Below are 25,272 nucleotides of genomic sequence, written 5' to 3'. Positions count from 1 at the left end.
GCAGGCGTCAAAGATCGCCGAGCACGCGGGGGTCGAATCGCCAGCGGTGGTTGCCATTCACGCAGCACACCGCCATTGTCTTCTTATCTCGCTTCGGACCGATTTCCCTGAGCTTCAATTCGCCATCGCATACCGGGCACTGGCCGCCAATCTCCGTATAGAAAACCTCGCCGGCGCGATTGGCCTCCAGGTTGCACATCATGAAAAACCGCGAATAACGCTTGCGTTTCAGGTCTTTGCCGGTATCCAGGCTGATGAAACTCAGGAATATCAGGATGAACCACCACGCCGACATCCCCCAGGCGTAGACGCCCAGGGCGGTGATCGCCAAGCCCGCCGCGCCGGCAGCCAACAGCCAGACCGTCTTGACGGGCTTGCCGCGCAGTCGCAGGGGGACAATGTGGTAGCGCTGGAATGCTTCAGCCCAGCTGCCGCGAGAGGCCGCGTCGGCTGGCGGACTGGCGGCGGGCTGCGGATTCGTCACCGCCGGCGGTGTCTCGTTCGCCGCAAAACTGCCGGTGTCCGATGCGAAGATGTTCTTGCTGGGCATGTTGCCCAGCACTCTCGCGCATTCGTCGCATACGCTGTTCTTGCCCTTGTGGGCGGCTCCGCATCTAGAGCAATGCACGCTATCCCCTCGCAGTCGAAACTTTAATCCGGCACCATTATTACCATTATTCTTGGGTTCCCGCCGCAACCCGTCCCGCCAGAAGTCACCCCATGCGCAACCGATCAGACCCATTCGCCCCGCCCCCCAAGCAACGGAACGTCCGCCTCAATTCGCTGCTCTGGATCCTGGAACCGCTGGAGCGCGATGCCGGCTACCTGCGCCGCAAGATGTTCGGCTGCGATGCCGCCTACCTGGACGGCCTGCTGTACCTGGTCGCCGCCGATCGCGAGGATCCCTGGAGCGGCCTGCTCGTCTGCACCTCGCAGGAGCGCCACGAGGCGCTGTTGGCGGAGTTCCCCGCCCTGCGCCCCCACCCCGTGCTGGGGAAATGGCTGTACCTGCCCCAGACCGACGAGGACTTCGAGACAATCGCGGCGCGGTTGGCGCAGCTTGCGCTGGCGCGTGATTCGCGGATGGGGGTGGCGCCCAGGCCGCGGTCGCGACGCCGGACCTGATCCGGGCCAGTTGCGGTCAGCAGTTCACCGCGCTTGCGGCGGCACCCGCCAGCTCCACCCGGTTCCCGCCCAGCGCCTTGGCCTGATACAGCGCCCGGTCGGCCGCGGCCAGCGCGTCGGCCAAGGGTGGAACCTTGTCCTCGAATTGCGCCAACCCGACGCTGACCGTGGCCGGTATGCCCAGACTGTCGTCCCGGCCGGACACCGTTACGGAAAAGCGTTGCGCCACGGCCGCGCCCAGCACCGTTGCGCGGCGCGCGTCGGGACCGGCCAAAAGGGCGGCGAACTCTTCGCCACCGATGCGCGCAAGCAACACGTCGTCGCCCAACACGCAACGCGCGCTGTCGGCGAAAAATTTCAACACCTGATCGCCCGTCTGATGGCCGTACCTGTCGTTGATGGCCTTGAACTGGTCCAGATCGAAGGCCAGCACCGCAACCGGCCCGCGCCCTGCTCCACCCTCGATGATGCGTGCGCCCTGCTCGAAGAACCAGCGGCGGTTGCCCAGGCGGGTCAGATAGTCCGTCTGCGACTCTCGCAACAGCTGCCCGTGGGTCTCTTCGCGGATCAGCTTGAGCAGCGTCATCGGCAGCACGATGGAATACAGCACGCCTTCGTACATGGTAAGGGTGCTGGCGGTCAGGTGTATGGCCGGCCCGTGCTCCGCCACCCACCAGGGCAGGATGAAGGCGCGCGCGGCGTAGACCAGTGCGTGGAGGGTTACCGCCGCCGTTGCAATGCGCAGCGGCGTCAACGACCTGAGCGACTGGCACCGCAGCAGTTCCCAAGCGGTCACGCCGCTGACCAACGCGATCGGGAATGCGCTGATGTACTTCCAGACGAGATCCTCCCACTGTGCGCCGGCCGCCAGCCAGATCAGCGCCATGACGACCAGCAAGCCGATGGAAGCGCCCCGATGGCGCCTGCCGCTCAACGAGGCCGCGCCGTTCATGATGAGGAGATAGCCGCTGAGGACGATGAGATTGGCGACGGCCGAGCCCAACGGGCTGGGAAGCCTCGCGCGAAACAGCGCGACAGTGCAGCCCACGGCCAGCGTGGCGAAGCCCGCCGCCAGGATGCGCAATGATCCGCTGCGGCTGGGGTGGGTCCGATGCTCCCAGAACGTCAGGCCTGCACTGGCTAGCAGCGTTCCGATGATGATGAAGTAAAGGGTGAGGAGATCGACGTACATCTTCAACGCGTGGATATCGCGCCGCAGCAATCGCCGCAGCCAGCAAGGATTCTACGTGGGAAATGCGTCATGGAAACATAGCGTAACCCCTGTCACAACTTGGTTGCGCTTCATGCAACACCGGACCGCGCAGCCGTCTCTTTAAACGAAAGAATCCCGTGCAAGTGGCAAATTTGCCACTCATCTACAATTCGTGGCGGTGCCGATTGCCAACTGCAATCGGGCAGTAGCTCACAGGTAGTAATGACGCGCGCGAAGACACCCGCTTCCAAGAAGAGAAGTCCCCCAAGCAGATCCAAGGCCCGGGCCGGTTCCCGATCCAGCGGCCGCTTCCCCCGATTCCTGAAGGCCCTGCTGTTCTCGTCGCTGGCGAGTTTCGGCGCGGCGACCTATATGCTGAATCCGCAGTGGCGGATCCCGGCGCCGGTGCAGGAAGTCATCACGCGCCTGGGATGGCCGCAGCAGCGCCAGACCGCGGCGCCCGCGGCGGTGCCGACCGCAGCGCGGACAGGGGCGCCTGTTCAAACAATGTTTGCCGAATGCCGACAGTTCTTTCCGCATTCGCGCCCGCCGGAAGTCCCGGGCGGCCAGAAGCTGCGGGAGGTGTGCTTCTCGGCCTTCGCCATCCTGCACGACGGGCAGACCAAGACGCCGGTGTTCGTGGCGGAACGCCTGAATCGCCAGATGCTGACCCAGGCCCAGGGACAGCGTCGCACCGACAAGTTCTACGCCGAAGCGCGGCTGCCGCGCGCCGAACGGGCCGAGCTGGACGACTACCGCGGCTCCGGTTATTCGCGCGGCCACATGGCGCCGGCGGGCGACATGTCCACGCCCGAAGCCATGGCGCAGAGCTTCTCGCTGGCCAACATGGTGCCGCAGGATCAGATTCACAACGGCGGCGCCTGGAGCAGCATCGAGCAGGACACGCGCAAGTACGTGATGCGCGCCGCCGGAGACGTCTACGTCTTCACCGGTCCCGTCTATGCCGACAAGCCCAAGACCATAGGCGCAGGCGTGGCCGTGCCCACGTACATCTACAAGGTCGTGTATGACGCGACCACCGGGCGCTCGTGGGTGCATTGGCAGGCCAACGCCGCCAGCACCAAGGCCGGGCCGCCGATCAGTTACGAGGAATTCGTCAAGCGCACGGGCATCCGGGTGCTGCCGGCAGGCAGCTGATGCGCGAACTGACGGGCCCGCTCATAGTTTGGACTCGTAGAACTCGAATTCGATGCGGTCCGCGCTCAGATAGCCGCAAAGATTGGCCGGAAAGCGGGCTCGGCTGCACGCGGTGTAGGCGTTTCCGTACAGCACCGCGGTCTGCAGGAAATTGCGGCTGAGCGCCGTGCTGTCGGAGTGGATGGAGCGCGTGAGTTCGGCTTGCAGCTGCTCGCTCGCCGCGCGCATCGGCCGCAGGATTTCTGATTCGAACTTGCGGGCTACGTTTGCTTCGGCTTCGCTCGCCGGCACGCTGGAATGCTGGGGATCATAAGCGTCCAGCAGCTCGTTCGGAGCGCGGCGCGCGCAATAGAACGCCTGATAGTACGAGCCCGTCGCAGGCCGTTTGAGGCGAGCTTGGGCCAGGTAGACCAAGGAAGGCACGGGGGAACTCCAGGAGATCAAGGTGCTGGTCGTGCCCGGCTTCACCGTGCTCACGTACGCGGGCAGGCAGGCGCCCAGTGGCTCACGCCTGGACCGCAGATCCGCCAGCCTTGCGGCGGCGTAGCGGTCTCCATAGCGCAGCACGTCCTCGTAATTGCCACTGAGATGGCTGCCTATGATTACCCCTTGCACCACCCAGACGCAGTAGCCCTCGACGGTCAGCCCGTCCTGGCAATACGTCGCCAGCGCGCGCTTCATGCTGGGTCCCATCGCCTGGAACCCCAAGTCCAGGGCAGCCGAATATGCCTTGAACAAGGCTTCGCTTCTCCCGTCACCCAAGCCCAGCGGGGCGCCGAGGGTCGAAGAGGCCAGCACGGCCGCCGCCACCGAAGCAAACAATGCCATATCACTTCTCCAGTTGGGTGGCCGACAGCCGGCTGCGGTCGCGCGCGCTCAGCACCGTATCGGGATAGCGGTACGCCCAACGTCCGTCCTTGCATTGATAGACCCGCCCGCCATAGACGACGGTCGAACCTTCGCTGTAGTAGTTCAGATGCGCGGCATCCGAGGGGCGGGTGAAGTACTCGCAGGCCTGGCCGGCGTAATCGAGCCCAGGATCCTTGGCGGCGGTTTTGGATGAAGGGGATGGATCCGGCGCGCCGGCGGGGGCATTGCGCGGCTTGTCGCGGCTGGCGGCGTTTTTGCCCCAGGGGTTCAGGGCGGGATCGGTGCTATAGCGCTCCTTGATCCGGTCGCGGTTGCGCAGGTAGTCGGCTTCCTGCTGTTTCGCCCGGGCCCTGGCCGCCGCGTTCTGCGCATCTTCATATTGCTGCCGCAGCCGGTCCTGCGTCTCCTGGTTCAGCAGCGCATCATCCTGCTGGCTGGAGTCTCGCAGGTAATCGCTCAGGGCGCGTTGCGCCGCATCGATTGCGGCGTCGGCATTGCCGCGCGAGGAAGTCGAGGAACGCGACTTCCCGGTGGCCTCAATGGCCTGCCCCGGTCCCGCGAACGCCGCGTGGCCGATGCCGGCCGACACGATGGCCGCCATAAGGCGGACCGCAAGCGTGGCCATAGGAAAGCTCCCCGAGGATGATCGCGCAAACGCCGCCGCCTCCAGGGACTGGCCGTGCAGATGGCCGGCCCGCGTGCGGTGTATCCATGATAGATCGCGCCATTGCCGCGGGAATCAGCCAAAAGGAGGAATCCTCCCCTACCCCCGCCGCGCCGCCTCAATGGCCGCGATATCGATCTTGCCCATCGTCATCATCGCGTCGAACGCGCGCTTGGCTGTGGCGGGATCGGGGTCCGAGATCGCTTCGATCAGCACGCGCGGCGTGATCTGCCATGACAGGCCCCACTTGTCCCGGCACCAGCCGCATTCGCTGGCCTGGCCGCCGTTGCCGATGATGGCGTCCCAGAGGCGGTCGGTCTCGGCCTGGTCTTCGGTCGAAATCTGGAAGGAAAAGGCCTCGCTGTGCTTGAAGGCCGGGCCGCCGTTCAGGCCCACGCAGGGTATGCCCGCGACCGTGAACTCGACGGTCAGCACATCGCCCTGCTTGCCCGAAGGATAGTCCCCCGGCGCGCGCAGAATCTTTCGCACAGCGCTGTCCGGAAAAGTCCGGGCGTAGAACTGCGCGGCTTCCAGGGCATCCTGGTCGTACCAGAGGCAGACGGTATTTTTGCTGGTCATATTCATACTCCTGCCGATAGCCTTGCAAGCACGACGGCGAGCGAGACTTCGGCGCATGTGGCGAGAGGCCTGGATCGGCCTCTCGCATCCCGCCTTACGGCGTCACGATGTTGAACCAGAACGGGAAGTCATCCAGCGCCCCAAACACTTCGGCCAGCTTGGCCTGATCGCCGCTGACCTTGACGTCGCCCTTGGCCATGGCGTCCTTCAGCGTGGTCTGCTTCAGCATGATGTTGTTGAGCGTCTCGCGGCTAAGCGACACGCTGGCGCTGGGATCCTTGGCCGCCTTGCCTTCGGAATGGTTCAGCACGCTGTTGGCCATTTCCAGCATGTACTTCTGCTTCGTGTCGGTGAAATCCACGTTCAGCACGACGTGCTTGCCCTCGGTCTTCTCGCGGTTCAGCCGCACCGCGAAGTAGTCGAACAGCATGTCCAGCGTCATGGCGCGCACGGTGTCCGGGCTGGCGGTGTCCGGCACCGGCAGCTTCTGCACGCCTTCACGCAGTTCCTTCGCGCCGGTCAGGTAGAAGTTGCGCCACGGGCCGCTTTCGGCCTGGTAGCCCAACTGTTCCAGCGCATCGGCCTGCAGGTTGCGCGCCTCCTGGTTCTTCGGATCGGCGAACACCGCGTAGTTGACCACCTCGGCCACCCAGCGATAGTCGCCCTTGGCATAGTATTCGCGCGCCTTTTTCACCACGGCGTCCACGCCGCCCATCATGTCGACGTAGCGCTTGGCGCCCTCTTCGATGGGCAGGGTGTGCAAGGTGGCGGGGTTGCCGTTGAACCAGCCCAGGTAGAGCACGTAGGTCGCGCGCACGTTGTGGTTGACGGAGCCGTAATAGCCGCGGTTGGAGAACTTGCTGGCAATGGACTTGGGCAGCTTGACCTGTTCGGCGATCTCTTCCTTGTTGTAGCCCATGTTGGCCAGGCGCAAGGTCTCGTCGTTGATGTAGCGGTACATGTCGCGCTGCAGGCTCAGCTGTTCGCGCACGTCCTTGTTGTTCCAGACCGGCCAGTGGTGCATGGCGTACATCACTTCGACATCGTCGCCCCACAGGTTCAGGGCCTCGTTCAGGTACTTCGACCAGGCCAGCGGATCGCGGATCTTGGCGCCGCGCAAGGAATAGGTGTTGTGCAGCGTGTGGGTGGAGTCCTCGGCCGTGTTGAGCGCCTTCTTTTCCCTGATGTAGTACAGCATCTCGGCAGGCGCTTCGCTGCCGGGCGCGTACAGGAATTCATAGGTCAGGCCGTCGATGGTGCGCTTTTCGCCGGTCTTCTCGATGATGTCGGTGGGCGGAATCAGCGTGACCGTGCCCGCCGAGGTCGTCGTGCCCAGGCCCGCGCCCACCTGGCCCGTCGCGCTGGGCGGCAGCAGGTTGCCGTACATATAGCTGGCGCGGCGGCTCATGGCCGTGCCGGCCATCACGTTTTCGGCCACGGCGTGTTCCAGGAATCCCAGCGGGGCATAGATCTTGACCTTGCCCGCCTTCAGGTCGGCCTCGTCGACCACGCCGCGCACGCCGCCGTAGTGGTCCACGTGGCTATGGGTGTAGATGACGGCCACGACAGGCTTCTTGGGACGGTGCTGATAGTAGAGGTCCAGCGCGGCCTTGGCCGTTTCGGTGGAGATCAGCGGATCCATGATCGTCAGGCCTTCCTTGCCTTCGACGATGGTCATGTTCGACAGGTCCTGATTGCGGACCTGGTAGATCCCGTCCATCACCTGGAACAGGCCCGAAATATTGATCAGTTGCGCCTGGCGCCACAGACTGGGATTGACGGTGTCGGGCGCATCCGAGCCTTCCTTGATGAAGCCGTACTTGTCCGAATCCCAGACCAGGTTGCCCTCGGCGCCCTTGATCATGCCGGCGGGCAGCGGTGCGATGAAGCCTTTATGGGCCAATTCGAAGGCGGTCTTGTCCGAGAACGGCAATTCCTTCAGAAGGGCCGCGTTGGCCTCCTTGGTGGAGGCCTCGGCGGGCTTGGGTCCATTAGCCGCCCATGCCGGCGCTGCAAGCGCGAACGCCAGGGCCGTCAATGCGGCTGGCGCCGAGCAACGACAGCGCCTGGACGGCAGGCGTTGCTGTGCATGGAAATCGGTCGCGCGGCGAAGCAGCTTCATGATCACTTTCTCCAGACGGGTAGAGGACAAACCGCCCTGAATATGGCGGTCCGGCAAGCAACTGAGTCAGGCGAATGCAGAGGACAAGATCAAACTTGCAGGGGACGAAGCGTGAGGCCGACGCGCCGGAGGAGAAAAGAATCAGCCCGGATGAGCGATCGCATGCGACGCGGGGTGTTGGCTGTATCGAACAAAGCCTACACATTTTTCCTTCTAAATCAATCGTGGATTGCAATTAATCACGTTTCGCATTGCGAACGGCGGCGCCTCCATTTATCTTTGTCAGACTGAACGCGGTCGATACCCACCCCAGGCATGGCATATTGCATGGAGCTTCGATGAGCCCCCGGTCTAGCCACGCAGGCATGCGCAAGCGCAAAATCGGCCTGCTTGCGGTACTGGTCGCCCTGGCCGTGCTAAGCGTTGCCGTCGGCTTTTCCAACGCCATGTACTCGAGCTACCAGGTACAGAAGGCGCAGATCATCAAGAACGCGCTGGCCGCCAACCACGCGCGCGCGGAAAAACTGGCCGAGGTCATCGACGTCTATGTCGCCGCGTTGCACCGCCAGGCCCGGAGCGCCGCCGACCGGCTTCCGGGCTCCCTGGGCAAGCCCCAAGCGCTGCAGGATGAGTTGCAGCGCCTGGCCGGCCAGATCGATTCGCTGCACGCGGTCATGCTGGCCGACGCCGAGGGCCGTATCGTCGCCCGTTCCCCCATGGGGCAGCTCGCGGATGCCAAGGTCCTGCGTCTTGCCGACCTGGGCATAAGCGCCCAGGGCCCAGAGTCCTGGGTGACGACAATACCCGGGGCGCAAGCCGCGGTGCTTACCGTGGCCGAACCCGTGGAAGACGCGGCCGGCGCGCCCCTGGCCTACCTGGCCATCGCCATCACGCTGGACGCCGGCAGCGGCATGGACCGCATCATCGGCGACCGCGACGAAATCGCCGGCATGTCGGTGTTCCTGGTCGGCAGCAACGGCGACGTGCTGTACCGCAGGCATGCCCCTGCCGGGACGTTCGATCTGGCCAGCCTGGAGCCTGCACGGCACGGCGGCGGCGCCCTTTATCCGAAGGCGGACGGCGGCGCCGTATTGATCGGCTACGCGCCTTTGGCCAAGGGCAATTGGGCCGTGGTGGCTCAGCGTTCGCTGGATCAGGTGCTGTCGCCGCTGCGCGAATTGCTCGGGGATGCCCTGCGCTCGGCCATCCCGGCCATCGTGCTCACGCTGTTGCTGGTATGCGGCCTGGCCTATGCCATCGCCTCGCCGCTGTCGCGTCTGACGCGCGCCATGAGCGCGGGCAAATCGCCTGGCGTGGACCTCGGGCGGCTCAACGCATGGTATGCCGAGGCCGACACCTTGCGCGACGCGGTGGAGCTGACGCTAAACCAGCATCAGGACGAGGTGGGTCGCCTGAATACCCAGGCGCTGACGGATCCCATGACCGGACTATTGAACCGCCGCGCCATGACCGACGTGCTGGACGCCTACGCGGCCGATGGCGCATCCGTGGCCGTCATCGCCATGGATCTGGACCACTTCAAGCGCATCAATGACAGCTTCGGCCACATGACGGGCGACAAAGTGCTGATCGCACTGGCCGAGGTAATCCGCGCCGGCCTGCGCGACCAGGATCGCGCCTTCAGGGTGGGCGGAGAAGAGTTCATCGCCCTGTTGCCTACCGGCTCGGCCGAAAAGGCGTGCGAGATCGCCGAGCGCCTGCGCACCGCCGTAGCCCGACGCCTTATGCCGGACAGCGTGGGCCGTGTAACCGTGTCGATCGGCGTCGCGCTCTGGCCGCAGGACGGGGAATCCGCCGCCGACGTCATACGGCGGGCGGACGAAGCGCTCTACGAATCCAAGCAGCTAGGCCGCAACCGCGTGACGCTATGGCGCGACCGCGCCGCCACCGAACAGTCCCCTCCGAACAAGCGCAATTGAACACACGGTGACCAAATGAACTATTCCCTCTTGCTGGCGGGTTTGGCTGTCCTGTTCTTCGCGCTGCTGCTGCTTGCCATGAGAATCGGAAGACGGCTCGGACATGGCGCGGACGACAAAAGCGGCGCGGGGACCGCCGCCATCGAGGCATCCGTGTTCGCGCTGCTGGGCCTGTTGGTGGCCTTCACGTTTTCGGGCGCGGCCCAGCGCATGGCCGAGCGCCGCGACCTGCTGGTCCAGGAGGTCAATGCCATCGGGACGGCGTGGCTGCGCATCGACATGCTCGATGCCGCCGACCAGCCCAAGCTGCGCGAGCAGTTCCGCCGCTATGTCGACAGCCGTATCGAGTATTACAGCCACGTCGCCGCGCTGGATCAACGCGAAGCGATTGCGGCCCGCGTGGGGGCCCTGCAGAAAGAAATCTGGACCACCTCCATGAGCGCGGCGCGCCATGCCGTGCCGCCCTTTGCCGCGTCGTATGTGGGCGCAGTCAACGACATGTTCGACGTGTCCACCGCGCAGACCGTGGCGCAGAAGGTTCACCCGCCCGTTGCGACCTATGCCTTTCTGGTCTTTCTGGCCCTGGTCTGCGCCTGCCTCATCGGATCGAAACTGGCCTTGTCCCAACGCGACAGCCTGCTGCATCAACTGGTCTATGCCGTGGTCATGACCGCTGCGATATACATCATCGTGGACTTCGAGTTTCCACGCATAGGCACGATTCGGATCGACCAGAGCGATGCGCTGCTGGCCGCCCAGCGGCAGGCCATGGTTGACCCGCCTGCCGCGGCCAAGTAGATTCGCTGACGCCGCAAGGCCGGCTGCTGTTGGACACGCATTCATTCCGGAGATGACATGCCCCCGCCCGTGATGATGGTGATACGGCGTTCAGGCTGGTTGCTCGCGCTGCTTGGCAGCGCAAGCTTTGCTCCTGCCATGGCCCAGGGCCTGCGGCTAAGCCAGGACGACCTGCAAAAGCGCGCCAACGGGGTGCTCGCGATCATGTCGTTCTCCATCGTGCCCGACATCACGACCAGTTCCCTGAACATAGGCGGAGGCAGCGGATCGGTCTCGGGGTCCAGCGAATTCGCCATGACGCAGCTGGGCGGCGGCGACACCATCTCCAAATCGGTCCCCATCTACCTGGAAGGCGTGCTGGCCGCCAGCCGCTACGATCCGACCTTCGTCGCCACGCAGGGCGCCGAATCCCGCAGCATCCCCACCAAGTGGAACAGCTTTTCGGCCACCGGCGGCATAGGCTGGGACTTCAAGCTGACCGACGAACTGAAGCTGCGGCCCATCTTCAATTTTGCGCTGGGCAACGTCACCAGCGACCTGCGCGCCGCCAGCTGGTATGTGGGCCGCCAGACCGGCAAGGACATCAGCTTCCTGGACAAGGGTTCGCTCAACGCCTATGGCCTGGGCGGCTCGCTGATGCTGGACTATGAGCATTACCGCCCCGGTTACGAGGTCGACGTGGAGCTGCGCTATTCCGACATGCGCCTGCAGAGCTTCAACAGTTCTGCCGCCGTCGAGGGCCACGCCACGGCGCAATCGGCCAATCTGTGGGCGCGCTACCGTGCGCCGACGGGATTCGTCATGCTGCAACGGCCGCTGCGCTACGTGCTGGAGCTGACGCACTCTGAGTTCCTGGGCGACCAGCGCGGCATCCTGGGCTTCGACCGGCTGACCTCCGTGGGCGCCGGCCTGGAGCTGGATTCCAGCGCCTATGACGTGATCATCACCCGCACCCGGCTGGTGGGCCGCTATGTGTTCGGCACCAATGTGTCGGGCTTCTCCGTCGGGCTGGCAGTGAGCTTCTGAACCGGCCGCCGGCGGAATTGCGCCGGATTTGTTACTCCCCCCTCTCCGCCCGGCGATGCCAGACTGTTTCCAGGCCGCCGAGCAGCCAGTCTGCGCGCAGACCCTTGCGCCAGGGCCTCGGCCCGCGATAAGGAGGTAGGAAATCATGACTGCATCAAGCAATGGCGCGCCCATGCGCACGCCCCCGGTCGTCTCGCCCCAGGACTGGGAAACCGCCCGCCAGCAACTGCTGGTCAAGGAAAAAGCCCACACCCGCGCCCGCGATGCGCTGGCCGCCGAACGCCGGCGCATGCCCTGGACGCCAGTGACCAAGGCCTATGCGTTCGAAGGCCCGTCGGGCATGCTCGCCCTGCCCGACCTGTTCGACGGCCGCCGCCAACTGATCGTCTACCGCGCCTTCTTCGAGCCGGGCGTGTATGGCTGGCCGGAGCACGCCTGCCGCGGCTGCTCCATGGTGGCCGACCAGGTCGCGCATCTGGCGCATCTGAACGCCCGCGACACCACGCTGGTCTTCCTGTCCCGGGCGCCGCAGGCGGACATTGCGCGGCTGAAAGCGCAGATGGATTGGAAGATGCCCTGGTACACGCTGACCGATGGCTTCGATACCGACTTCGGCGTGGACGAGTGGCATGGCACCAATGTGTTCTACCGCGACGGAGACCGCATCTTCCGCACCTATTTCCTCAACAACCGCGGCGACGAGCAGATGGGCGGCACCTGGAACTACCTGGACATCACGCCGCTGGGCCGCCAGGAAGTCTGGGAGGATTCTCCCGAAGGCTATCCGCAGACCCCGACCTACAAGTGGTGGAACTGGCACGACAGCTATGTGCCGGACGCGCCGCCGGACAGAAAATGGGTCGAGATTTCCGATGCGGGCGAGGCCGCATTCCGGGCGCAGAGCGCAGCCACCAAACGGTGAGCGGGCGGGCGGCTGGCCGGGCGCGGCCGCTTGCCGTATTCATTGGTAATTAAAATAACCAATAGATACACAAGCTCAAACAACAGCAATTATCGGGGTCCGATGACCGTGCTAATTTATGCGCCCGCCGACCTTCGGCCCGGGCGCATCCCCAGCGTCCCCGTCAGGCGGCTGTTGCCGGGCCGCTGCGCCCTCCTACCCCTATTTGACGAGAACCCATGCACAAGAACCTCGAGAGCGACACGATCATCGCCCAGGGAAAAAAGCGGATGTCCGGCCTGCTGCTGGCGGCGGGCCTGGCGCTTGCGGCAACCGCGCCGGCCATGGCCGTACCGCCGATCAAGGCGCACGGCGCGCCTGCCGCTGCACCCGCCACGGCAGCGCCCTCGGGTTCAGTGCAGAAGACCGACATCCAGAACCAGGCCGCCTATGAGCGCCTGATGAACAACAGCGGCATCACCCTGCAATGGCTCTGGTCCGCGCAGCGCGGCCACCTGACCGCGACGGATGAAAACGACGTGGTCCGCATCGAGGGCACGCAGGCCAACCACGAAGGCACGCTGAAGATCAAGGGCGATATCGTCTCCATCGCCAGCGACCGCTTTATCTTCCGCGGCACGATCCTGATCCTGGACGCGCCGGACAAAGGCCGCCGCTGCGAACGCAATGGCGAGTTCGAGTTCCGCGCGACCGGCAAGCGCAAGTACTGGCGCCTGCAGCAGATGGAAGCCTGCGGCGGGCTGACGGACTACGTGGACGTGTACTACTGAGCCCAGCCTGCAAGAAGGCTATGCTTGCGCATCGATGCCGGCGGCCTCCTCATGCCGCAGTCCGCCGGCGCCACGGCGCGCGGCATATCTGAGGAGGTTTACATGATCACCGAAGTGGACAAGAAGCACCTGGCGCGCTGCGTCGAGCTGGCGAAACAGGCGCTGGAAGCGGGCGACGAACCCTTCGGCTCGGTGCTGGTTTCACCCGACGGCGTGGTCCTGTTCGAAGACCACAACCATGTCTCCAGCGGCGACCGCACGCGGCATCCGGAATTCGAGATCGCGCGCTGGGCCGCCAGCAATCTGCCGCCGGCCGAGCGCTCGGCCTGCACCGTCTATACCTCGGGCGAGCACTGCTCCATGTGCGCCTCCGCGCATGGCTGGGTGGGCCTGGGCCGGATCGTCTATGCCAGTTCTTCTGCCCAGTACCGGGAATGGCTGCGGGAATGGGGCGTCGCCCCCACGACCAAGGTGCGGCCGCTGGCCATCGCCGAAGTCGTGGACGGCATGCCGGTGGAAGGTCCCGTGCCGGAGTTCGCCGGACAGATCAAACTGCTGCACCAGGAAAGAATGCGCCGCCGCGGCTAGGCGGCGCCCTGCCCGGTTCGCCGTTACCGCCCGTCTCAATCGTCAGCAGCAATCCGCAGTATTCTCGCTGCACCGCACTATGAACAGGACTCCCGCATGCCCTCTGCCCTGACCAAATGGCTCACCAGCATCGCGTTCGGCCTGCTAGTCGCCTGGGCCAGCGGCGGCGTCGTCAATCCGGTCATGCAGCAGGCGCTCGGGCTGGCGGACTTGACTGGGCTTGCCTATATGGCGGCGCTGGACAGAATGCTGATCACGACGGGCGTCGTGTCGCTGCTGATAGGCGTGGCGCTAGTCGCAGCGCTGGTCCGCATTCCAAATTTTCGCCGCCTGATCGGCTGGGGCTGCGCCATGCTCGGCCTGGCCGTCCTGCTGAACCTGCTCGGCGCCGTGCTTGCAATGGAACCCGGCATCTTCAATCCGGCCAGCGGCGGCAAGCAGGCGGCCAACGACGCCTATACGGCGCTGTTTTTCTGGGCGCTGATTTTCGGCCTGCCTTATCTGGGGGCCGGCCTGGCGCTGACCATAGGCGGCTGGGTCCTGATCCGCAAGAATCCCGGCCCGGGCGCGGCCAGGCCGGCATGACACGGCCGCCGTGCGCCCTTAAAGTGTGAAATTAACCGGAGCTCCGCAAGCTCCCATCTCCCTGTTTTTTCTGGCCCTACTCGCTCCATGTCCAACCTCATCGTCCACGGCGGCACCCCTTTGCGCGGCCGCGTCATCCCTTCGGCCAACAAGAACGCGGTCCTGCCTGTGCTGTGCGCCACCCTGCTGACGGACCAGCCGCTGCGGCTGCACGGCGTGCCCGACATCACGGACGTGCGCAAGATCCTGGACATCTTCCGCACGCTGGGCAGCGAGGTGCGGCTGGACGAGTCCACCCGCACCCTGGACCTGCATCACCGCGACACCGCCTTCGACGCCGCCCGCCACCGGCTGCCCGAGGAAATGCGCTCTTCCATCATGCTGGTGCCGCCGCTGCTGGCGCGCTTCGGGGTCGCGCGCCTGGAAGACAACGTCAAGGGCTGCACCCTGGGCGTACGCGAGATCGATCCGCACGTGGACATCTTCCGCTCCTTCGGCGGCGAGGTGGAACGCGCCAGCGGCTCGCTGCTGGTCCGCAGCAGCGGCCCGTTGAAGCCGACCCACCACTGGCTGGACTACGCCTCGGTGACGACCACCGAGAACTTCGTGCTGTGCGCCGCCGCCGCGCAAGGCGAGTCGACGCTGACCAACGCCGCCTCCGAGCCGCACGTGCAGGAGTTCTGCCGCTTCATGGCGATGATGGGCGCGGACATCGACGGCATCGGCACCTCGCGGCTGACGGTGCGCGGCGGCGTCAGCCTGGGCGGCGGCGAATTCACCTTCGAGGAAGACTTCCACGAGATCACCACCTTTCTCGCGCTGGGCGCGATCACGGGCGGCGACGTGGTGGTGCGCAACAGCACGCCCGCGAACTTCCCGCTGATCGACCGCACCTTCGCCAAGTTCGGCGTGCAGATCGTGCACGAGAACGGCTGGTCGCGCGCGCTTCGCTCGGGCCCCTTGAAGGTACAGACGCCCTTCACCAGCAATGTGCTGACCAAGGTCGAAGCGGCGCCATGGCCCTATTTCCCGGTGGACCTGCTGCCCATCTTCATCGCGCTGGGCGTGTGCGCCGAGGGCAACGCCATGTTCTGGAACAAGGTCTACGACGGCGCGCTGGGCTGGACCGGTGAGCTGTCCAAGTTCGGCGCGCACGTGTTTTCGTCCGATCCGCACCGGCTGATCACGTTTGGCGGCCGGCCGCTGACGCCCGCGGTGGTCGAAAGCCCCTACATCATCCGCGTCGCCATCGCGCTCTTCATGATCGCCAGCAGCATCGACGGCCGCTCGGAAATCCGCAACGCCACGCCGATCCGCCGCGCGCATCCCCGCTTCGTCGAAAACCTGCGCAGCCTCGGCGTGCAGGTGGAATGGACCAGCGAGGAGTAAGCTTTCCAGATACGCACGCCACGGCGCGCATAACGGGAGCGGGCCGACCGGCTCCCGGCGCGGCGCGCCGCCCTCCTTAGGTCATGGCCTCTCACGCAGGAGGCGTACTCCATGCCGCGTCCGAACCCATAGGCGGCCAGGGCCTGCTTCGCAGGCCCCAGTTTCAAAGGTTGTTCACGAAGCAGCACCTTCAAGGAGGTGTGTGATGAGCCAACTTTCCGATAGCGCCCTGGATGATCTGAGAGCCTCAGCCCGAGGCCAGGTCCTCTGCCCGGGCGACCCCGGTTACGACGACGCCCGCAAGATCTGGAATGCGATGATAGACCGCCGGCCGGCGGTGATCTTCCGATGCGCCGGCGCCGCCGACGTGCGCCGCGCCGTGGATTTCGCGCGCGACAACGGCCTGGTCCTGTCCGTGCGCGGCGCAGGCCACAACATCGCGGGCACCGCGGTCTGCGAAGGCGGCATGATGATCGACCTGTCGCCGATGAAGTCGGTGCGCGTCGATCCCGTGCGCGCCCGAGCCTATGTGGAGCCCGGCGCGACGCTGGCCGATTTCGACCACGAGGCCCAGGCTTACGGCCTGGCGACGCCGCTGGGCGTGAATTCCACCACCGGCGTGGCCGGGTTGACGCTGGGCGGCGGTTTCGGCTGGCTGACCCGCAGGTTCGGCATGACCATCGACAACCTGCTCTCAGCCGATGTCGTCACCGCGGACGGCAAGCTGCTGCACGCCAGCGAACAGGACAACCCGGATCTGTTCTGGGCAATCCGGGGCGGCGGCGGCAATTTCGGCGTGGTCACCATGTTCGAATTCCAGCTGCATCCGGTCGGACCCGAGGTTTATGGCGGCCTGGTCGTGCTGCCGCTGGAACAGGGTAAAGAAGCGCTGTCGAAGTACCGCGATGCGCTGGCGACCCTGCCCCAGGAACTGACGGTCTGGGCCGTGCTGCGCCTGGCTCCGCCGCTGCCGTTCCTGCCGCAAGCGGTGCACGGCAAGCCCATGGTTGCCTTCGCCATGTGTTATTCGGGCGATCCGGCCAATGGCCCAGCCGCGGTGGAAGTGGTGCGCAGCTTCGGCACGCCTTATGGCGAGCACCTGGGCCCCATGCCCTACGCCGCCTGGCAAAAGGCCTTCGACCCGCTGCTTACACCCGGCGCCCGCAATTACTGGAAGTCGCACAATCTGGGCGGGCTGGAAGACGGGCTGATCGACGCCATAGTGGCGGCGGTGGAAAACATGCCTTCGCCGCAATGCGAGATCTTCCTGGGCTACATCGGCGGCGTAGCGGCGCAGGTGCCGGTGTCCGCCATGGCCTATCCGCACCGCTCGGCGCAATTCGCCATGAACGTGCACGGCCGCTGGGACTTTCCGGAAGAAGACGAGCGCTGCATCGCGTGGGCCCGGACGCTGTTCCGGACCACGGAGCCCTATGCGCAAGGAGGGGTGTACGTGAACTTCCTGACGCAGGACGAACCGGAGCGGCTGGGCGCGGCCTACGGCCCTAACTTCGACCGGCTGGTCCAGGCCAAGACCCGCTACGACCCGCAGAACCTGTTCCGGCATAACCAGAACATCAAGCCGGCGACGCCTTGAACCCTGCGGACGCGGCGGGGATCCGACTAGCGGGCGCCGGACTTCCCCGCCGCGTTCAGGGCCGCGGCCGCTCGGATCAGCGCCGCCAGGGCCGTTTCGTCCAGCGTTTCCCCCTCGCGGATATCGATGGCGCGCCGCGTGTTGCCGTCCAGGCTGGCGTTGAAGAGCCCGGAGGGATCCTCCAGCGCCGCCCCCTTGGCGAAGGTCAGTTTCACGGCGCTTTTGTAGGCTTCGCCGGTACAGATGATGCCGTCGTGCGACCACACCGGCACCCGCCATTTCCATTCCTCGACTACGCCGGGATCGGCCTGCCTGATGATGGCCCTGACCCGCGCGAGCGTCTGGCCGCGCCAGTCGTCCAATTCTCGTATCCTGGCGTCTATCAAGGCGGAGGCCGTCTCTTGCGTTGCCTCTTTGGTTGCGTTGCTCGTCTTGGTGTTCATGCCATGTCCCGGGAAAGATCGCAGACGGATGCGTCAGGAAGAATACCTGCATCGATCCCGGAAAATTTGTTAACTTGGTTAGCAAACCAAAATAGCTAGCACCGTAACGGGGTCACGGAAGAGGAGAATCAAGCGCAATGGCCAATCTGGTTTTGCTGCTGCTGGGCGTGGACTACCTGCGCAAGCGCGCCCGCGGGCTGTATGTCATCGGCGGCCTGCTTTTCATTACAGGCGTCACGCTGTTCATCGACGCGCTCGATAATGCCGTCTATTTCCCGCTGAATTTCTTCGCGGCGCTGCTGGTCCTCGAAGGCCTGGCCACGCTGGTGATCGCCAAGTCCGGCGTGGGGGGGCAGCGGGTGCTGCGCTATGCCAAGGGCGCCATCGTGCTGACGGCGGGCATCCTGGTCCTGATCGGCCACCATCACGGGCATTTCGCGCTGTCCATGCTGTTCGGCCTCATGTTCCTGGTGGACGGCCTGATCCAGTGCACCGCCGCCTACGTGGTGCGCTATGACCGCTGGCGCTATGTCTTTGCCTCGGGCGTGGCCGAAATACTGTTGGCCATCTTCTTTTTCCAGCCCTACCCGACCCATTACGTCGGCACGGTGCCGTACTGCCTGGGCCTGTTCCTGGCGTTTACAGGGCTGCGGCTGCTGTCGCTGGCGCGCCGCGTCCGCCACCTGGACTCCAACCCGGCGCTGGACGTCAATCCGCATCCGGACTTCATGCCCACGCGCGCCGACGCCCATGCGCAAAAGGTGTTCGACGGCCCGCCGCTGGAATCGGAGCGCGCGCTGACCGTGCACGTCTGGACGCCGTCGGGTTCGGCCAAGACCGAGACGCGCAACTATCCCGTGGTGAACCGCTACATCGCCGCCGTCGACATCAACGGCGTGGTGTCGACCGGCCACGCCGCGCTGGAATCACCGGAAGGCGTGTACATCAGCCTGTATCCGGCCCAGGAGATCGACCACTCTCCGGAACAGTTCGGCACCCTGCTGCGCGCCACGGCCGAAAACAACGTGCCCGGCGTGTACCAGCCCGACTACGCGACCGAATCCAAGGCCTGGACCCCGTCCACGATGCGGGTGCGCATCCGCAACTACGACGCAGCCAAGCTGCAGGCCTTCTGGGACGAATACCGCAAGACCGAGATCTACAACCTGACGCACCGCAACTGCTCCAGCTCCGTGTCCAGCGCGCTGGAGGCGGCGCTGGACGGCGTGGTTGGCCGCTTGCACGGCCCGGATGCCGGTTGGCGCGTGCTGCTGCGCCTTTTGCTGACGCCGGAACTGTGGGTGGCGGCGCAGATCCGCAAGCGCGCGCTGACCATGGCCTGGACCCCGGGCCTGACGCTGGACTATGCCCGTGCGCTCAGCATGCTGGCCGACCCGCGCCCGTTCGGCTGGTGGAAGATGTCGCAGGACGCGCTGCGCCAGATCGCGCGCATGCGCGCCGGCTGGCGCAAGCAGGACCGCAAGGCCCAGGCCCGCAATGCGGAGCAGGCCGAGTCCTCGCAAGGGGCGCAATGACGGCCCCGCAACGCGCGTGAAGACGCCATGATTGCGCAGATCGTGAGCGGCGTGGCCATCGTGGCCGGCGCGGCCTGGGGCGCGGCGGCGCTCTGGTTCCAATCGCCGTTCCCCGGCCGCGCGCGCGCCGTCCTGCCGGCGGCCTGGCTCGCGCTCGCGGCCGGCGCACTGATCGGCCTGTCTATCGGACAGCCCTTGATTGCCTGGCTGTTCGGCGCCCTGCTGCTGGCGCTCTTGGCCTGGTGGTGGCTGGGTGTGCGGCCGTCCAACGAGCGCCAGTGGATGCCCGAGGTGGCGCGCCAGACGCAAGGAACGGTCGAGGGCGACATCGTCACCCTGCGCAACGTGCGCAACTTCGACTGGCGGTCGCGCACCGATTACGACATACGCTGGGAGACCCACAGCTACGACCTGTCACGCCTGGAATCGGTAGACCTGGCGTTGTCCTACTGGGGCCGGCCCGCCATCGCGCACGCCTTGGTGTCGTTTGGTTTTGCGGATGGCCAGTACGTGGTGTTCTCGGTGGAAATACGCCGCAAGCTGCACGACGTGTTCTCGGAAATTGGCGGTTTCTTCCGCCAGTACGAGTTGTCGGTGCTGGCCTCGACCGAGGAAGACAGCCTGCGCGTGCGCACCAACGTGCGCGGCGAAGAAGGCTATCTGTACCGCGTGCACATGCCGGACGGCGCGGCCCGCAAGCTGTTCCTGGCCTATGTGGAGACCGCTACCCGGCTGGCGGACAAGCCGCGCTTCTACAACACGCTGACGGGCAACTGCACCACCATCGTGTACCGGCTCGCCGACCAGATCGTGCCGGGGTTGCCGCTGGATTACCGCGTGCTGTTCTCGGGTTATCTGCCCGAGTACCTGTACCGCCTGGATGCTCTGGAAGGAGCGGAGAGTCCGCTGGCGTATCGGCAGGCCGGCCATTACACGCAGCGTGCCCGCGCCACCGCGGACGCGGCCGAATTCTCGCGCAACATCCGGCGCGGCGTGCCAGGCGTGCCGCAGGCGCCCGCCCCCGCTCAGGATGGCGCGGCCGTGCCCGGCGCCGGTGCGCGCAGCCGCGCCAAGTAAGCGCCCAGTGTCTCCAGGTGGCTTTCTTCCGAGCGTAGCCCGACATGGCCATCCGCCCTGACGGCCAGCACGAGGATATGCCGCACGCCGAGCCTTCCGGCCACCGAGGGATCCACATAGCCGTCCACGCCATCGACATCCGCATTCGCCGTCAGCGCGACCACGGCCTCGATGATGGCGCCGTCCGATAGCGGCTCGATCGCGGCGCGAACCTGGGCAAGCGCGTCCGCAGACGTCCGCGGGCCGCCCAGGATGAAGACTGTATGGCCCTTGCGGTGGGCGCTCTCATGCAACATCCCCGCGCCGCCCGCCGCAAGGCGTATCGGGATCTGGTCGGGCAGCCGCTGGCCCGGCGAAACCGGGTCGTGCCGGTCTCCCATGACGATGGGCGAATCGCGGTAATCGATGTCCAGCTCCGCCTCGGCAACGGCCTCGTGGTGCTGCGAGGCGCCATCCTCGAAGGCTTTGCGGATGGCGGCATTGCGCTCGCGCAGCACGTCCGGGTCAGTGGCCAGCTGGGCGCTCTCGGCCTCGTCGCCCGACGCCAGCACGCGCTGCGCGGCCGGCCGGCGCTCCGCCTGGTAGCTGTCCAGCAGACTGTCCGAGCACTGGCCGCCGCAGACCAGCGCAAGCTTCCAGGCCAGGTTGACGGCGTCGTGCAGGCCGCTATTCATGCCATGGCCTTGGGCCGGACTGCAGGTGTGCGCGGCGTCTCCGGCCAGCAGGATGCGACCGGCCCGGAATTGCCGCGCGACTTTGGTGTAGCAACGGAAGCGCGCCGGATGGGCCACGTCCTCGAAATTCGCCTCGGGCAGATAGCGCCGCAGCGTGGACAAGGCATCGGCCACCAGATCGGAGTCTTCGGCAGTAGGCCGCAGATACACGCGCCAGCGCTGGCCCGGCAGCGCCGTCAGGATCACCGGGATCCTGTCCAGGTAGGCGTAATTGGCCTCGAAGATCTCGGGCCAGCCGCTGATCGCGGCGTCAAACACCGCCCAAGGCTGGCTGATGTCGTGGCCGTCCTGCTCGATGCCGGTCAGCTCGCGCACCGTGCTGTGGTGGCCGTCGCAGCCTATCACCCACTCGGCCAGCACTTCGATTGCGCCGCCCGGCTGCTCGATCCTGGCCAGCATGCCGTCCGGCCGTTCCTGCAGACCCACCAGCTTGCTGGCCCGCTGGACGGCGCCGCCGTGGCTGGCCAGATAGTCGGCGAGGATGGACTCCGTGACCTCTTCCGAAATCCCGATGTTGTAGGGGTAGCGGCTGCCGCAAAGGTCCAGATCGATCTCGCCCAGCACCTTGCCGTCGGCATGGATGCGCGCGCCGCGCTGCTTCACGCCCGCGGCCAGCAGCCGCTCGACGATGCCCAGCGAATCGAAGATCTCCAGCGAGTGGGGGTGGACCACCGTTGCGCGGTCCCATTCCAGCGGCCGCTCGTGCGCATCGATCAACAGGCACTGCACGCCGCGCCGTTGCAGCTCGGCGGCGGTGAGCAGGCCCGCCGGACCGGCGCCCACCACTAGGACTGTCGTTGCAATCACCATGATGTCGCCTCGAGAAATTTCGAGGCGACCTGGATTGCGCCTCGGCACGAACCAAAAAAAGTAAGGCCGCGCATCGCTGGCCGTCAAAGATATTGAGGCTTACGCCGCTGGCATGACGCCGCGGACGGACCTCAACCTTTTGGACCGATCCCTGGCGACTCAGCGGTGGCCGGCCAGCTGCGCGGCCTCGCCCAGCAGCGCGTCCAGCAGGCGGCGCGCCGGCACCGTCAGCGGCGCATCGGCGCGGTGCGTCACGTAGATGACGGTCTTGGGCAAGGGATCGATGATGTCCAGCCGCACCAGTCCCAACGCCGGCCCGTAACGGTCCAGGAACCCTTGCGGCATGATGCCGATCAGGTCCAGCTGCGGCATCAGCGCCAGCAGCGTGGAAAAGGACTCGCATTCCAGCTGCAGGTGCAGCGCGCGTGCCTGCGTTTCGTCGCTGTACAGCGCCCTGGGATCGCCGGGCCCCTGCGCCGGCCCGGTCAGCACCCAGGCGGCTCCGGCCAGTTCGCTCAGGCGCCGGGCGCCGGCCAGCGGATGCGACGCCCGCGCAACGATGACCGACTGGCTTTCGAACAGCGGCTGCACGGCCAGGTCGCCTCCCCCGCCCGCTTCGGGCAGCGGCCCCAGCGCCATGTCCAGTTCGCCCGAACGGATGCGCTCCAGCGCCTGCGGATACAGCGTGTCGCGCACCCGCAGCCGCACCTGCGGCCAGCGCGCGCCGTAGCGCGCCACCGCGCCCGGCGCCAGCAGGATGGCGGCGGCGGGCGATACGCCCAGGGTCACCTGGGCTTCGGCGCCGCGCAGGTGCCAAGCCAGGTCTTCATGAGCCTTCTCGATTTCTCGCATGACGACCGCGGCGCGCGCCGCGAGGATCTCGCCGGCCTGCGCCAGCCGCACGCCCTTGGGCGTGCGCACCACGAGTTCGGCGCCGACCTCTTCTTCCAGCTGGCGCAGCGACTTGGTCAGCGCCGGCTGCGACACGTTCAGGACCTGCGCGGCGGCGCGCATGCTGCCAGTCCGGGCCAGGGTGAGCAACAGGTTCAGATGCTGGAGTCGCAAGCCGCCTCTCCGGCCGATTACCTGGGGTAATCGACATCAAAACAATTCAAGGGATGCGCGCGCAGGCCGTCGATAGAATTCCTGCATGCCCCAATCGGAGACAGGAGCCTAGCATGACCCGAGGCGTGAAGAACATTCTCTTCATCATGTGCGACCAGCTGCGCTACGACCATCTTTCCTGTTTCGGCCACCCCAGGCTGAAGACCCCGAATCTGGACGCGCTGGCCGCGCGCGGCGTGATCTTTGACCGCGCCTTCGTGCAGTCGCCCGTTTGCGGCCCGTCGCGCATGAGCTACTACACCGGACGCTACGTGCATGCGCACGGGGCCAGCTGGAACTTCGTGCCGCTGAAGGCCGGCGAGATGACCATCGGCGACCATCTGCGGCCGCTGGGCGTGCGTTCCGTGCTGGTGGGCAAGACCCACATGCGCGCGGACATGGCCGGCATGTCGCGGCTGGGCATAGACCCGGCCTCCGTCATCGGCCGCCGCATTGCCGAATGCGGCTTCGACGCCTACGAGCGCGACGATGGCATCCATCCGTATTCTGGCCACGACCCGGACCCGCGCTACAACGACTATCTGCGCGCGCAGGGCTACGGCGGCGACAATCCCTGGGAAAGCTGGGCCAATTCCGCCGTGGACGCGGACGGCACGGTGCGCTCGGGCTGGTTCCTGAAGTACTCCAACCTGCCCGCGCGCGTGCCCGACGAGCATTCGGAGACGCCGTACATCACGCGCCGCGCGATGGACTTCATCAGCGAGGCGGGCGAGCAGCCCTGGTGCCTGCACCTGTCCTACATCAAGCCGCACTGGCCCTATCTGGCGCCTGCGCCCTACGCCGGCATGTACAACGCGCAGGACGCGCTGCCTGTGGTGCGATCGGAGGCCGAACGCGCCGACCCGCATCCGGTGTACGCCGCGATGATGCAGCATCGCGTGTCGGCGACCTTTTCCGAGCCCGGCGTGCGCGAAGCCGTCATGCCGGGCTACATGGGATTGATCAAGCAGATCGACGACCAGCTCGGCGCGCTGTTCCGCTTCATGGAGGCGCGCGGACTGTTCGACAACACCATGATCGTATTCACGTCCGATCACGGCGACTATCTGGGCGACCACTGGATGGGGGAAAAGGACCTGTTCCATGAACCCGTCATCCGCGCGCCGCTGATCGTCTACGACCCGGATCCGCGGGCTGACGCCGCCCGCGGCACGCGCTGCGCGGCCATGGTCGAAGCAATAGACCTGGCGCCGACCTTCCTGGAGGCCTGTGGCGGCGTGCCGGTGCCGCACATCATGGACGGGCGTTCGCTGCGGCCCCTGCTGTTCGGCCAGACGCCGCCGGATTGGCGTGACCACGTCATCTGCGAGTACGACTACGCCTTCCAGGATTCGCGCATCGCGCTGGGTACGCCCGCGCGCCAGGCCTGGCTGCGCATGGTGCGCGATGAACGCTGGAAGTACGTGCTGGCCGAAGGCTACCGGCCGATGCTGTACGACCTGCAGGAAGACCCGAACGAATTCGTCGACCTGGGCGCCTCGCCCGCGCATGAGGCGGTGCGCAAGCGCATGGAGGAATTGCTGTTCCGCTGGGCGCGCCAGCCGCGCCAACGCGCCACGGTGGCCGACGGCACCATCGAATCGATCGAAGTCCAGCCGCGCATTTCCGAGGGCGGCATCCTGATCGGCTATTGGGACGAAGCCGACCTGGCCCGCGCCAGGCAGACGTTCAAGCCCCGTTTCGCATCATCCAACCCGCTCGTGAAGCCGACGCTGGATCGGCTGTCGCAATCCTGAGGAGTGCAGCATGATTCTCGAAACCCCCGACATCACCCGCGCCCAGGCCGGCCTGGACGGCGTCTCCTGGAACATCCTGGGCCAGGTGTACGTGCCCAAGCAGGTCAGCCTGGACAGCATTTCCTGGCACGCCACGTTTCCGGAAGAGAGCTTCGTGCCGCCGCACGTGCACCCCAACCAGGACGAGTACATCTTCGTGCTGGACGGCCGCATCGACCTGCTGCTGGACGGCAAGAAGACCTCGGCCGGCCCCGGCGACCTCGTGCGCATGCCTCGTGGCGTGCCGCATGCCTTCTTCAACAATTCCGGCGTCGCCGCCACCGCGCTGTTCTGGGCCGCGCCCGCGGGCAAGCTGCTGGAGCTTTACCGGCGCATCCACAACATGTCGAGTCCGGCGGAGGTCGTTGCGGTGGCGCCGGAGTACGACGTGATCTTCATGCCGCCTGTCTCGTCAGCGGCCTGAACC

Annotated in this window: 24 protein-coding genes; 15 read left to right on the top strand and 9 right to left on the bottom strand. The window is 66.0% G+C overall.

Annotated features, from left to right (window positions below):
* Window positions 1-7 precede the first annotated feature (7 nt).
* Window positions 8-550, bottom strand: a complete 543-nt coding sequence (locus DXK93_RS23590; RefSeq protein ID WP_147400267.1) for a hypothetical protein — start codon at window positions 548-550, stop codon at window positions 8-10.
* A 170-nt stretch (window positions 551-720) separates the two neighbouring features.
* Here DXK93_RS23590 and DXK93_RS23585 point away from each other — a divergent pair, with 170 nt between their 5' ends.
* Window positions 721-1,125: a hypothetical protein gene (locus tag DXK93_RS23585; RefSeq protein ID WP_119451283.1), complete on the top strand. Its 405-nt coding sequence runs from the start codon at window positions 721-723 to the stop codon at window positions 1,123-1,125.
* Between the two features lie 16 nt (window positions 1,126-1,141).
* Here DXK93_RS23585 and DXK93_RS23580 read toward each other — a convergent pair whose 3' ends face one another.
* A complete protein-coding gene (locus DXK93_RS23580) occupies window positions 1,142-2,317 on the bottom strand; it encodes a diguanylate cyclase (protein WP_054456489.1) in 1,176 nt (391 codons plus the stop codon).
* 243 nt (window positions 2,318-2,560) lie between these two features.
* On the opposite strand from DXK93_RS23580, the gene DXK93_RS23575 reads away from it, so the two are divergent.
* Complete coding sequence (locus DXK93_RS23575; protein WP_082401132.1) at window positions 2,561-3,496, top strand: DNA/RNA non-specific endonuclease; 936 nt, start codon at window positions 2,561-2,563, stop codon at window positions 3,494-3,496.
* Between the two features lie 21 nt (window positions 3,497-3,517).
* Here DXK93_RS23575 and DXK93_RS23570 read toward each other — a convergent pair whose 3' ends face one another.
* The 4 genes from DXK93_RS23570 to DXK93_RS23555 form a co-directional block, all read right to left on the bottom strand.
* Window positions 3,518-4,324 carry a hypothetical protein gene (locus DXK93_RS23570; protein WP_119451282.1) on the bottom strand — a complete coding sequence of 269 codons (807 nt, stop codon included), beginning with the start codon at window positions 4,322-4,324 and terminating at the stop codon, window positions 3,518-3,520.
* A 1-nt stretch (window position 4,325) separates the two neighbouring features.
* Window positions 4,326-4,967, bottom strand: coding sequence for a hypothetical protein (locus tag DXK93_RS23565; protein ID WP_147400266.1), 642 nt, complete (start codon window positions 4,965-4,967; stop codon window positions 4,326-4,328).
* Between the two features lie 162 nt (window positions 4,968-5,129).
* Window positions 5,130-5,609: a VOC family protein gene (locus tag DXK93_RS23560; RefSeq protein WP_054456268.1), complete on the bottom strand. Its 480-nt coding sequence runs from the start codon at window positions 5,607-5,609 to the stop codon at window positions 5,130-5,132.
* A gap of 94 nt (window positions 5,610-5,703) precedes the next feature.
* On the bottom strand, window positions 5,704-7,731 hold the full coding sequence (locus tag DXK93_RS23555) for an alkyl/aryl-sulfatase (protein ID WP_233564596.1): 2,028 nt from the start codon (window positions 7,729-7,731) through the stop codon (window positions 5,704-5,706).
* A 365-nt stretch (window positions 7,732-8,096) separates the two neighbouring features.
* Between DXK93_RS23555 and DXK93_RS23550 the strand changes: the two genes are divergently transcribed.
* The 9 genes from DXK93_RS23550 (at window position 8,097) to DXK93_RS23510 (ending at window position 17,346) form a co-directional block, all read left to right on the top strand.
* On the top strand, window positions 8,097-9,671 hold the full coding sequence (locus DXK93_RS23550; RefSeq protein ID WP_119451280.1) for a diguanylate cyclase: 1,575 nt from the start codon (window positions 8,097-8,099) through the stop codon (window positions 9,669-9,671).
* Window positions 9,672-9,686: 15 nt separating this feature from the next.
* Window positions 9,687-10,469, top strand: coding sequence for a hypothetical protein (locus DXK93_RS23545; protein WP_054456266.1), 783 nt, complete (start codon window positions 9,687-9,689; stop codon window positions 10,467-10,469).
* A gap of 57 nt (window positions 10,470-10,526) precedes the next feature.
* Window positions 10,527-11,495, top strand: a complete 969-nt coding sequence (locus tag DXK93_RS23540) for a hypothetical protein (protein ID WP_175181374.1) — start codon at window positions 10,527-10,529, stop codon at window positions 11,493-11,495.
* A gap of 172 nt (window positions 11,496-11,667) precedes the next feature.
* Complete coding sequence (locus DXK93_RS23535; protein ID WP_199728328.1) at window positions 11,668-12,417, top strand: DUF899 domain-containing protein; 750 nt, start codon at window positions 11,668-11,670, stop codon at window positions 12,415-12,417.
* Window positions 12,418-12,635: 218 nt separating this feature from the next.
* Window positions 12,636-13,187, top strand: coding sequence for a hypothetical protein (locus DXK93_RS23530; RefSeq protein ID WP_119451278.1), 552 nt, complete (start codon window positions 12,636-12,638; stop codon window positions 13,185-13,187).
* A 102-nt stretch (window positions 13,188-13,289) separates the two neighbouring features.
* Window positions 13,290-13,775 (top strand): nucleoside deaminase, encoded by a 486-nt coding sequence (locus tag DXK93_RS23525; protein ID WP_119451324.1) that lies wholly within the window; start codon window positions 13,290-13,292, stop codon window positions 13,773-13,775.
* Between the two features lie 96 nt (window positions 13,776-13,871).
* On the top strand, window positions 13,872-14,360 hold the full coding sequence (locus DXK93_RS23520; RefSeq protein WP_119451277.1) for a hypothetical protein: 489 nt from the start codon (window positions 13,872-13,874) through the stop codon (window positions 14,358-14,360).
* Between the two features lie 87 nt (window positions 14,361-14,447).
* Entirely contained in the window at window positions 14,448-15,749 is a 1,302-nt protein-coding gene (locus DXK93_RS23515) for a UDP-N-acetylglucosamine 1-carboxyvinyltransferase (RefSeq protein ID WP_054456262.1), read from the top strand.
* Window positions 15,750-15,954: 205 nt separating this feature from the next.
* Entirely contained in the window at window positions 15,955-17,346 is a 1,392-nt protein-coding gene (locus DXK93_RS23510; protein ID WP_119451276.1) for an FAD-binding oxidoreductase, read from the top strand.
* A gap of 26 nt (window positions 17,347-17,372) precedes the next feature.
* On the opposite strand, the gene DXK93_RS23505 is transcribed toward DXK93_RS23510, so the two are convergent.
* On the bottom strand, window positions 17,373-17,789 hold the full coding sequence (locus tag DXK93_RS23505; RefSeq protein ID WP_119451275.1) for a DUF1801 domain-containing protein: 417 nt from the start codon (window positions 17,787-17,789) through the stop codon (window positions 17,373-17,375).
* 137 nt (window positions 17,790-17,926) lie between these two features.
* Here DXK93_RS23505 and DXK93_RS23500 point away from each other — a divergent pair, with 137 nt between their 5' ends.
* Entirely contained in the window at window positions 17,927-19,324 is a 1,398-nt protein-coding gene (locus DXK93_RS23500) for an HdeD family acid-resistance protein (RefSeq protein WP_054456259.1), read from the top strand.
* Window positions 19,325-19,351: 27 nt separating this feature from the next.
* Window positions 19,352-20,401: a DUF4105 domain-containing protein gene (locus DXK93_RS23495; RefSeq protein WP_119451274.1), complete on the top strand. Its 1,050-nt coding sequence runs from the start codon at window positions 19,352-19,354 to the stop codon at window positions 20,399-20,401.
* Here DXK93_RS23495 and DXK93_RS23490 read toward each other — a convergent pair.
* Entirely contained in the window at window positions 20,350-21,945 is a 1,596-nt protein-coding gene (locus DXK93_RS23490; RefSeq protein ID WP_119451273.1) for an FAD-dependent monooxygenase, read from the bottom strand. The two genes, DXK93_RS23495 and DXK93_RS23490, sit on opposite strands and share 52 nt — an antisense overlap.
* Window positions 21,946-22,104: 159 nt before the next feature.
* Entirely contained in the window at window positions 22,105-23,010 is a 906-nt protein-coding gene (locus DXK93_RS23485; protein WP_119451272.1) for a LysR substrate-binding domain-containing protein, read from the bottom strand.
* Window positions 23,011-23,123: 113 nt separating this feature from the next.
* On the opposite strand from DXK93_RS23485, the gene DXK93_RS23480 reads away from it, so the two are divergent.
* Together DXK93_RS23480 and DXK93_RS23475 are read left to right on the top strand one after the other, a co-directional pair.
* Complete coding sequence (locus DXK93_RS23480; protein WP_054456255.1) at window positions 23,124-24,806, top strand: alkaline phosphatase family protein; 1,683 nt, start codon at window positions 23,124-23,126, stop codon at window positions 24,804-24,806.
* Window positions 24,807-24,816: 10 nt separating this feature from the next.
* Window positions 24,817-25,269, top strand: coding sequence for a cupin domain-containing protein (locus tag DXK93_RS23475; protein WP_054456254.1), 453 nt, complete (start codon window positions 24,817-24,819; stop codon window positions 25,267-25,269).
* The last annotated feature ends 3 nt before the right edge of the window (window positions 25,270-25,272 follow it).

Origin of the sequence: Achromobacter sp. K91 (assembly GCF_003576205.1) — a bacterium.
In the GTDB taxonomy this organism is placed as follows: domain Bacteria; phylum Pseudomonadota; class Gammaproteobacteria; order Burkholderiales; family Burkholderiaceae_B; genus Achromobacter; species Achromobacter aegrifaciens.
This window is presented reverse-complemented; position numbering and strand designations above follow the sequence as displayed.

Coding starts and splice junctions, on each gene's coding strand:
- DXK93_RS23560 (WP_054456268.1), bottom strand. CDS start 5,609: ATGACCAGCAAAAATACCGTCTGCCTCTGGTACGACCAGGATGCCCTG.
- DXK93_RS23575 (WP_082401132.1), top strand. CDS start 2,561: ATGACGCGCGCGAAGACACCCGCTTCCAAGAAGAGAAGTCCCCCAAGC.
- DXK93_RS23555 (WP_233564596.1), bottom strand. CDS start 7,731: ATGAAGCTGCTTCGCCGCGCGACCGATTTCCATGCACAGCAACGCCTG.
- DXK93_RS23475 (WP_054456254.1), top strand. CDS start 24,817: ATGATTCTCGAAACCCCCGACATCACCCGCGCCCAGGCCGGCCTGGAC.
- DXK93_RS23505 (WP_119451275.1), bottom strand. CDS start 17,789: ATGAACACCAAGACGAGCAACGCAACCAAAGAGGCAACGCAAGAGACG.
- DXK93_RS23570 (WP_119451282.1), bottom strand. CDS start 4,324: ATGGCATTGTTTGCTTCGGTGGCGGCGGCCGTGCTGGCCTCTTCGACC.
- DXK93_RS23530 (WP_119451278.1), top strand. CDS start 12,636: ATGCACAAGAACCTCGAGAGCGACACGATCATCGCCCAGGGAAAAAAG.
- DXK93_RS23520 (WP_119451277.1), top strand. CDS start 13,872: ATGCCCTCTGCCCTGACCAAATGGCTCACCAGCATCGCGTTCGGCCTG.
- DXK93_RS23500 (WP_054456259.1), top strand. CDS start 17,927: ATGGCCAATCTGGTTTTGCTGCTGCTGGGCGTGGACTACCTGCGCAAG.
- DXK93_RS23585 (WP_119451283.1), top strand. CDS start 721: ATGCGCAACCGATCAGACCCATTCGCCCCGCCCCCCAAGCAACGGAAC.
- DXK93_RS23490 (WP_119451273.1), bottom strand. CDS start 21,945: ATGGTGATTGCAACGACAGTCCTAGTGGTGGGCGCCGGTCCGGCGGGC.
- DXK93_RS23590 (WP_147400267.1), bottom strand. CDS start 550: ATGCCCAGCAAGAACATCTTCGCATCGGACACCGGCAGTTTTGCGGCG.
- DXK93_RS23550 (WP_119451280.1), top strand. CDS start 8,097: ATGCGCAAGCGCAAAATCGGCCTGCTTGCGGTACTGGTCGCCCTGGCC.
- DXK93_RS23495 (WP_119451274.1), top strand. CDS start 19,352: ATGATTGCGCAGATCGTGAGCGGCGTGGCCATCGTGGCCGGCGCGGCC.
- DXK93_RS23580 (WP_054456489.1), bottom strand. CDS start 2,317: ATGTACGTCGATCTCCTCACCCTTTACTTCATCATCATCGGAACGCTG.
- DXK93_RS23515 (WP_054456262.1), top strand. CDS start 14,448: ATGTCCAACCTCATCGTCCACGGCGGCACCCCTTTGCGCGGCCGCGTC.
- DXK93_RS23535 (WP_199728328.1), top strand. CDS start 11,668: ATGCGCACGCCCCCGGTCGTCTCGCCCCAGGACTGGGAAACCGCCCGC.
- DXK93_RS23545 (WP_054456266.1), top strand. CDS start 9,687: ATGAACTATTCCCTCTTGCTGGCGGGTTTGGCTGTCCTGTTCTTCGCG.
- DXK93_RS23480 (WP_054456255.1), top strand. CDS start 23,124: ATGACCCGAGGCGTGAAGAACATTCTCTTCATCATGTGCGACCAGCTG.
- DXK93_RS23540 (WP_175181374.1), top strand. CDS start 10,527: ATGCCCCCGCCCGTGATGATGGTGATACGGCGTTCAGGCTGGTTGCTC.
- DXK93_RS23525 (WP_119451324.1), top strand. CDS start 13,290: ATGATCACCGAAGTGGACAAGAAGCACCTGGCGCGCTGCGTCGAGCTG.
- DXK93_RS23565 (WP_147400266.1), bottom strand. CDS start 4,967: ATGGCGGCCATCGTGTCGGCCGGCATCGGCCACGCGGCGTTCGCGGGA.
- DXK93_RS23510 (WP_119451276.1), top strand. CDS start 15,955: ATGAGCCAACTTTCCGATAGCGCCCTGGATGATCTGAGAGCCTCAGCC.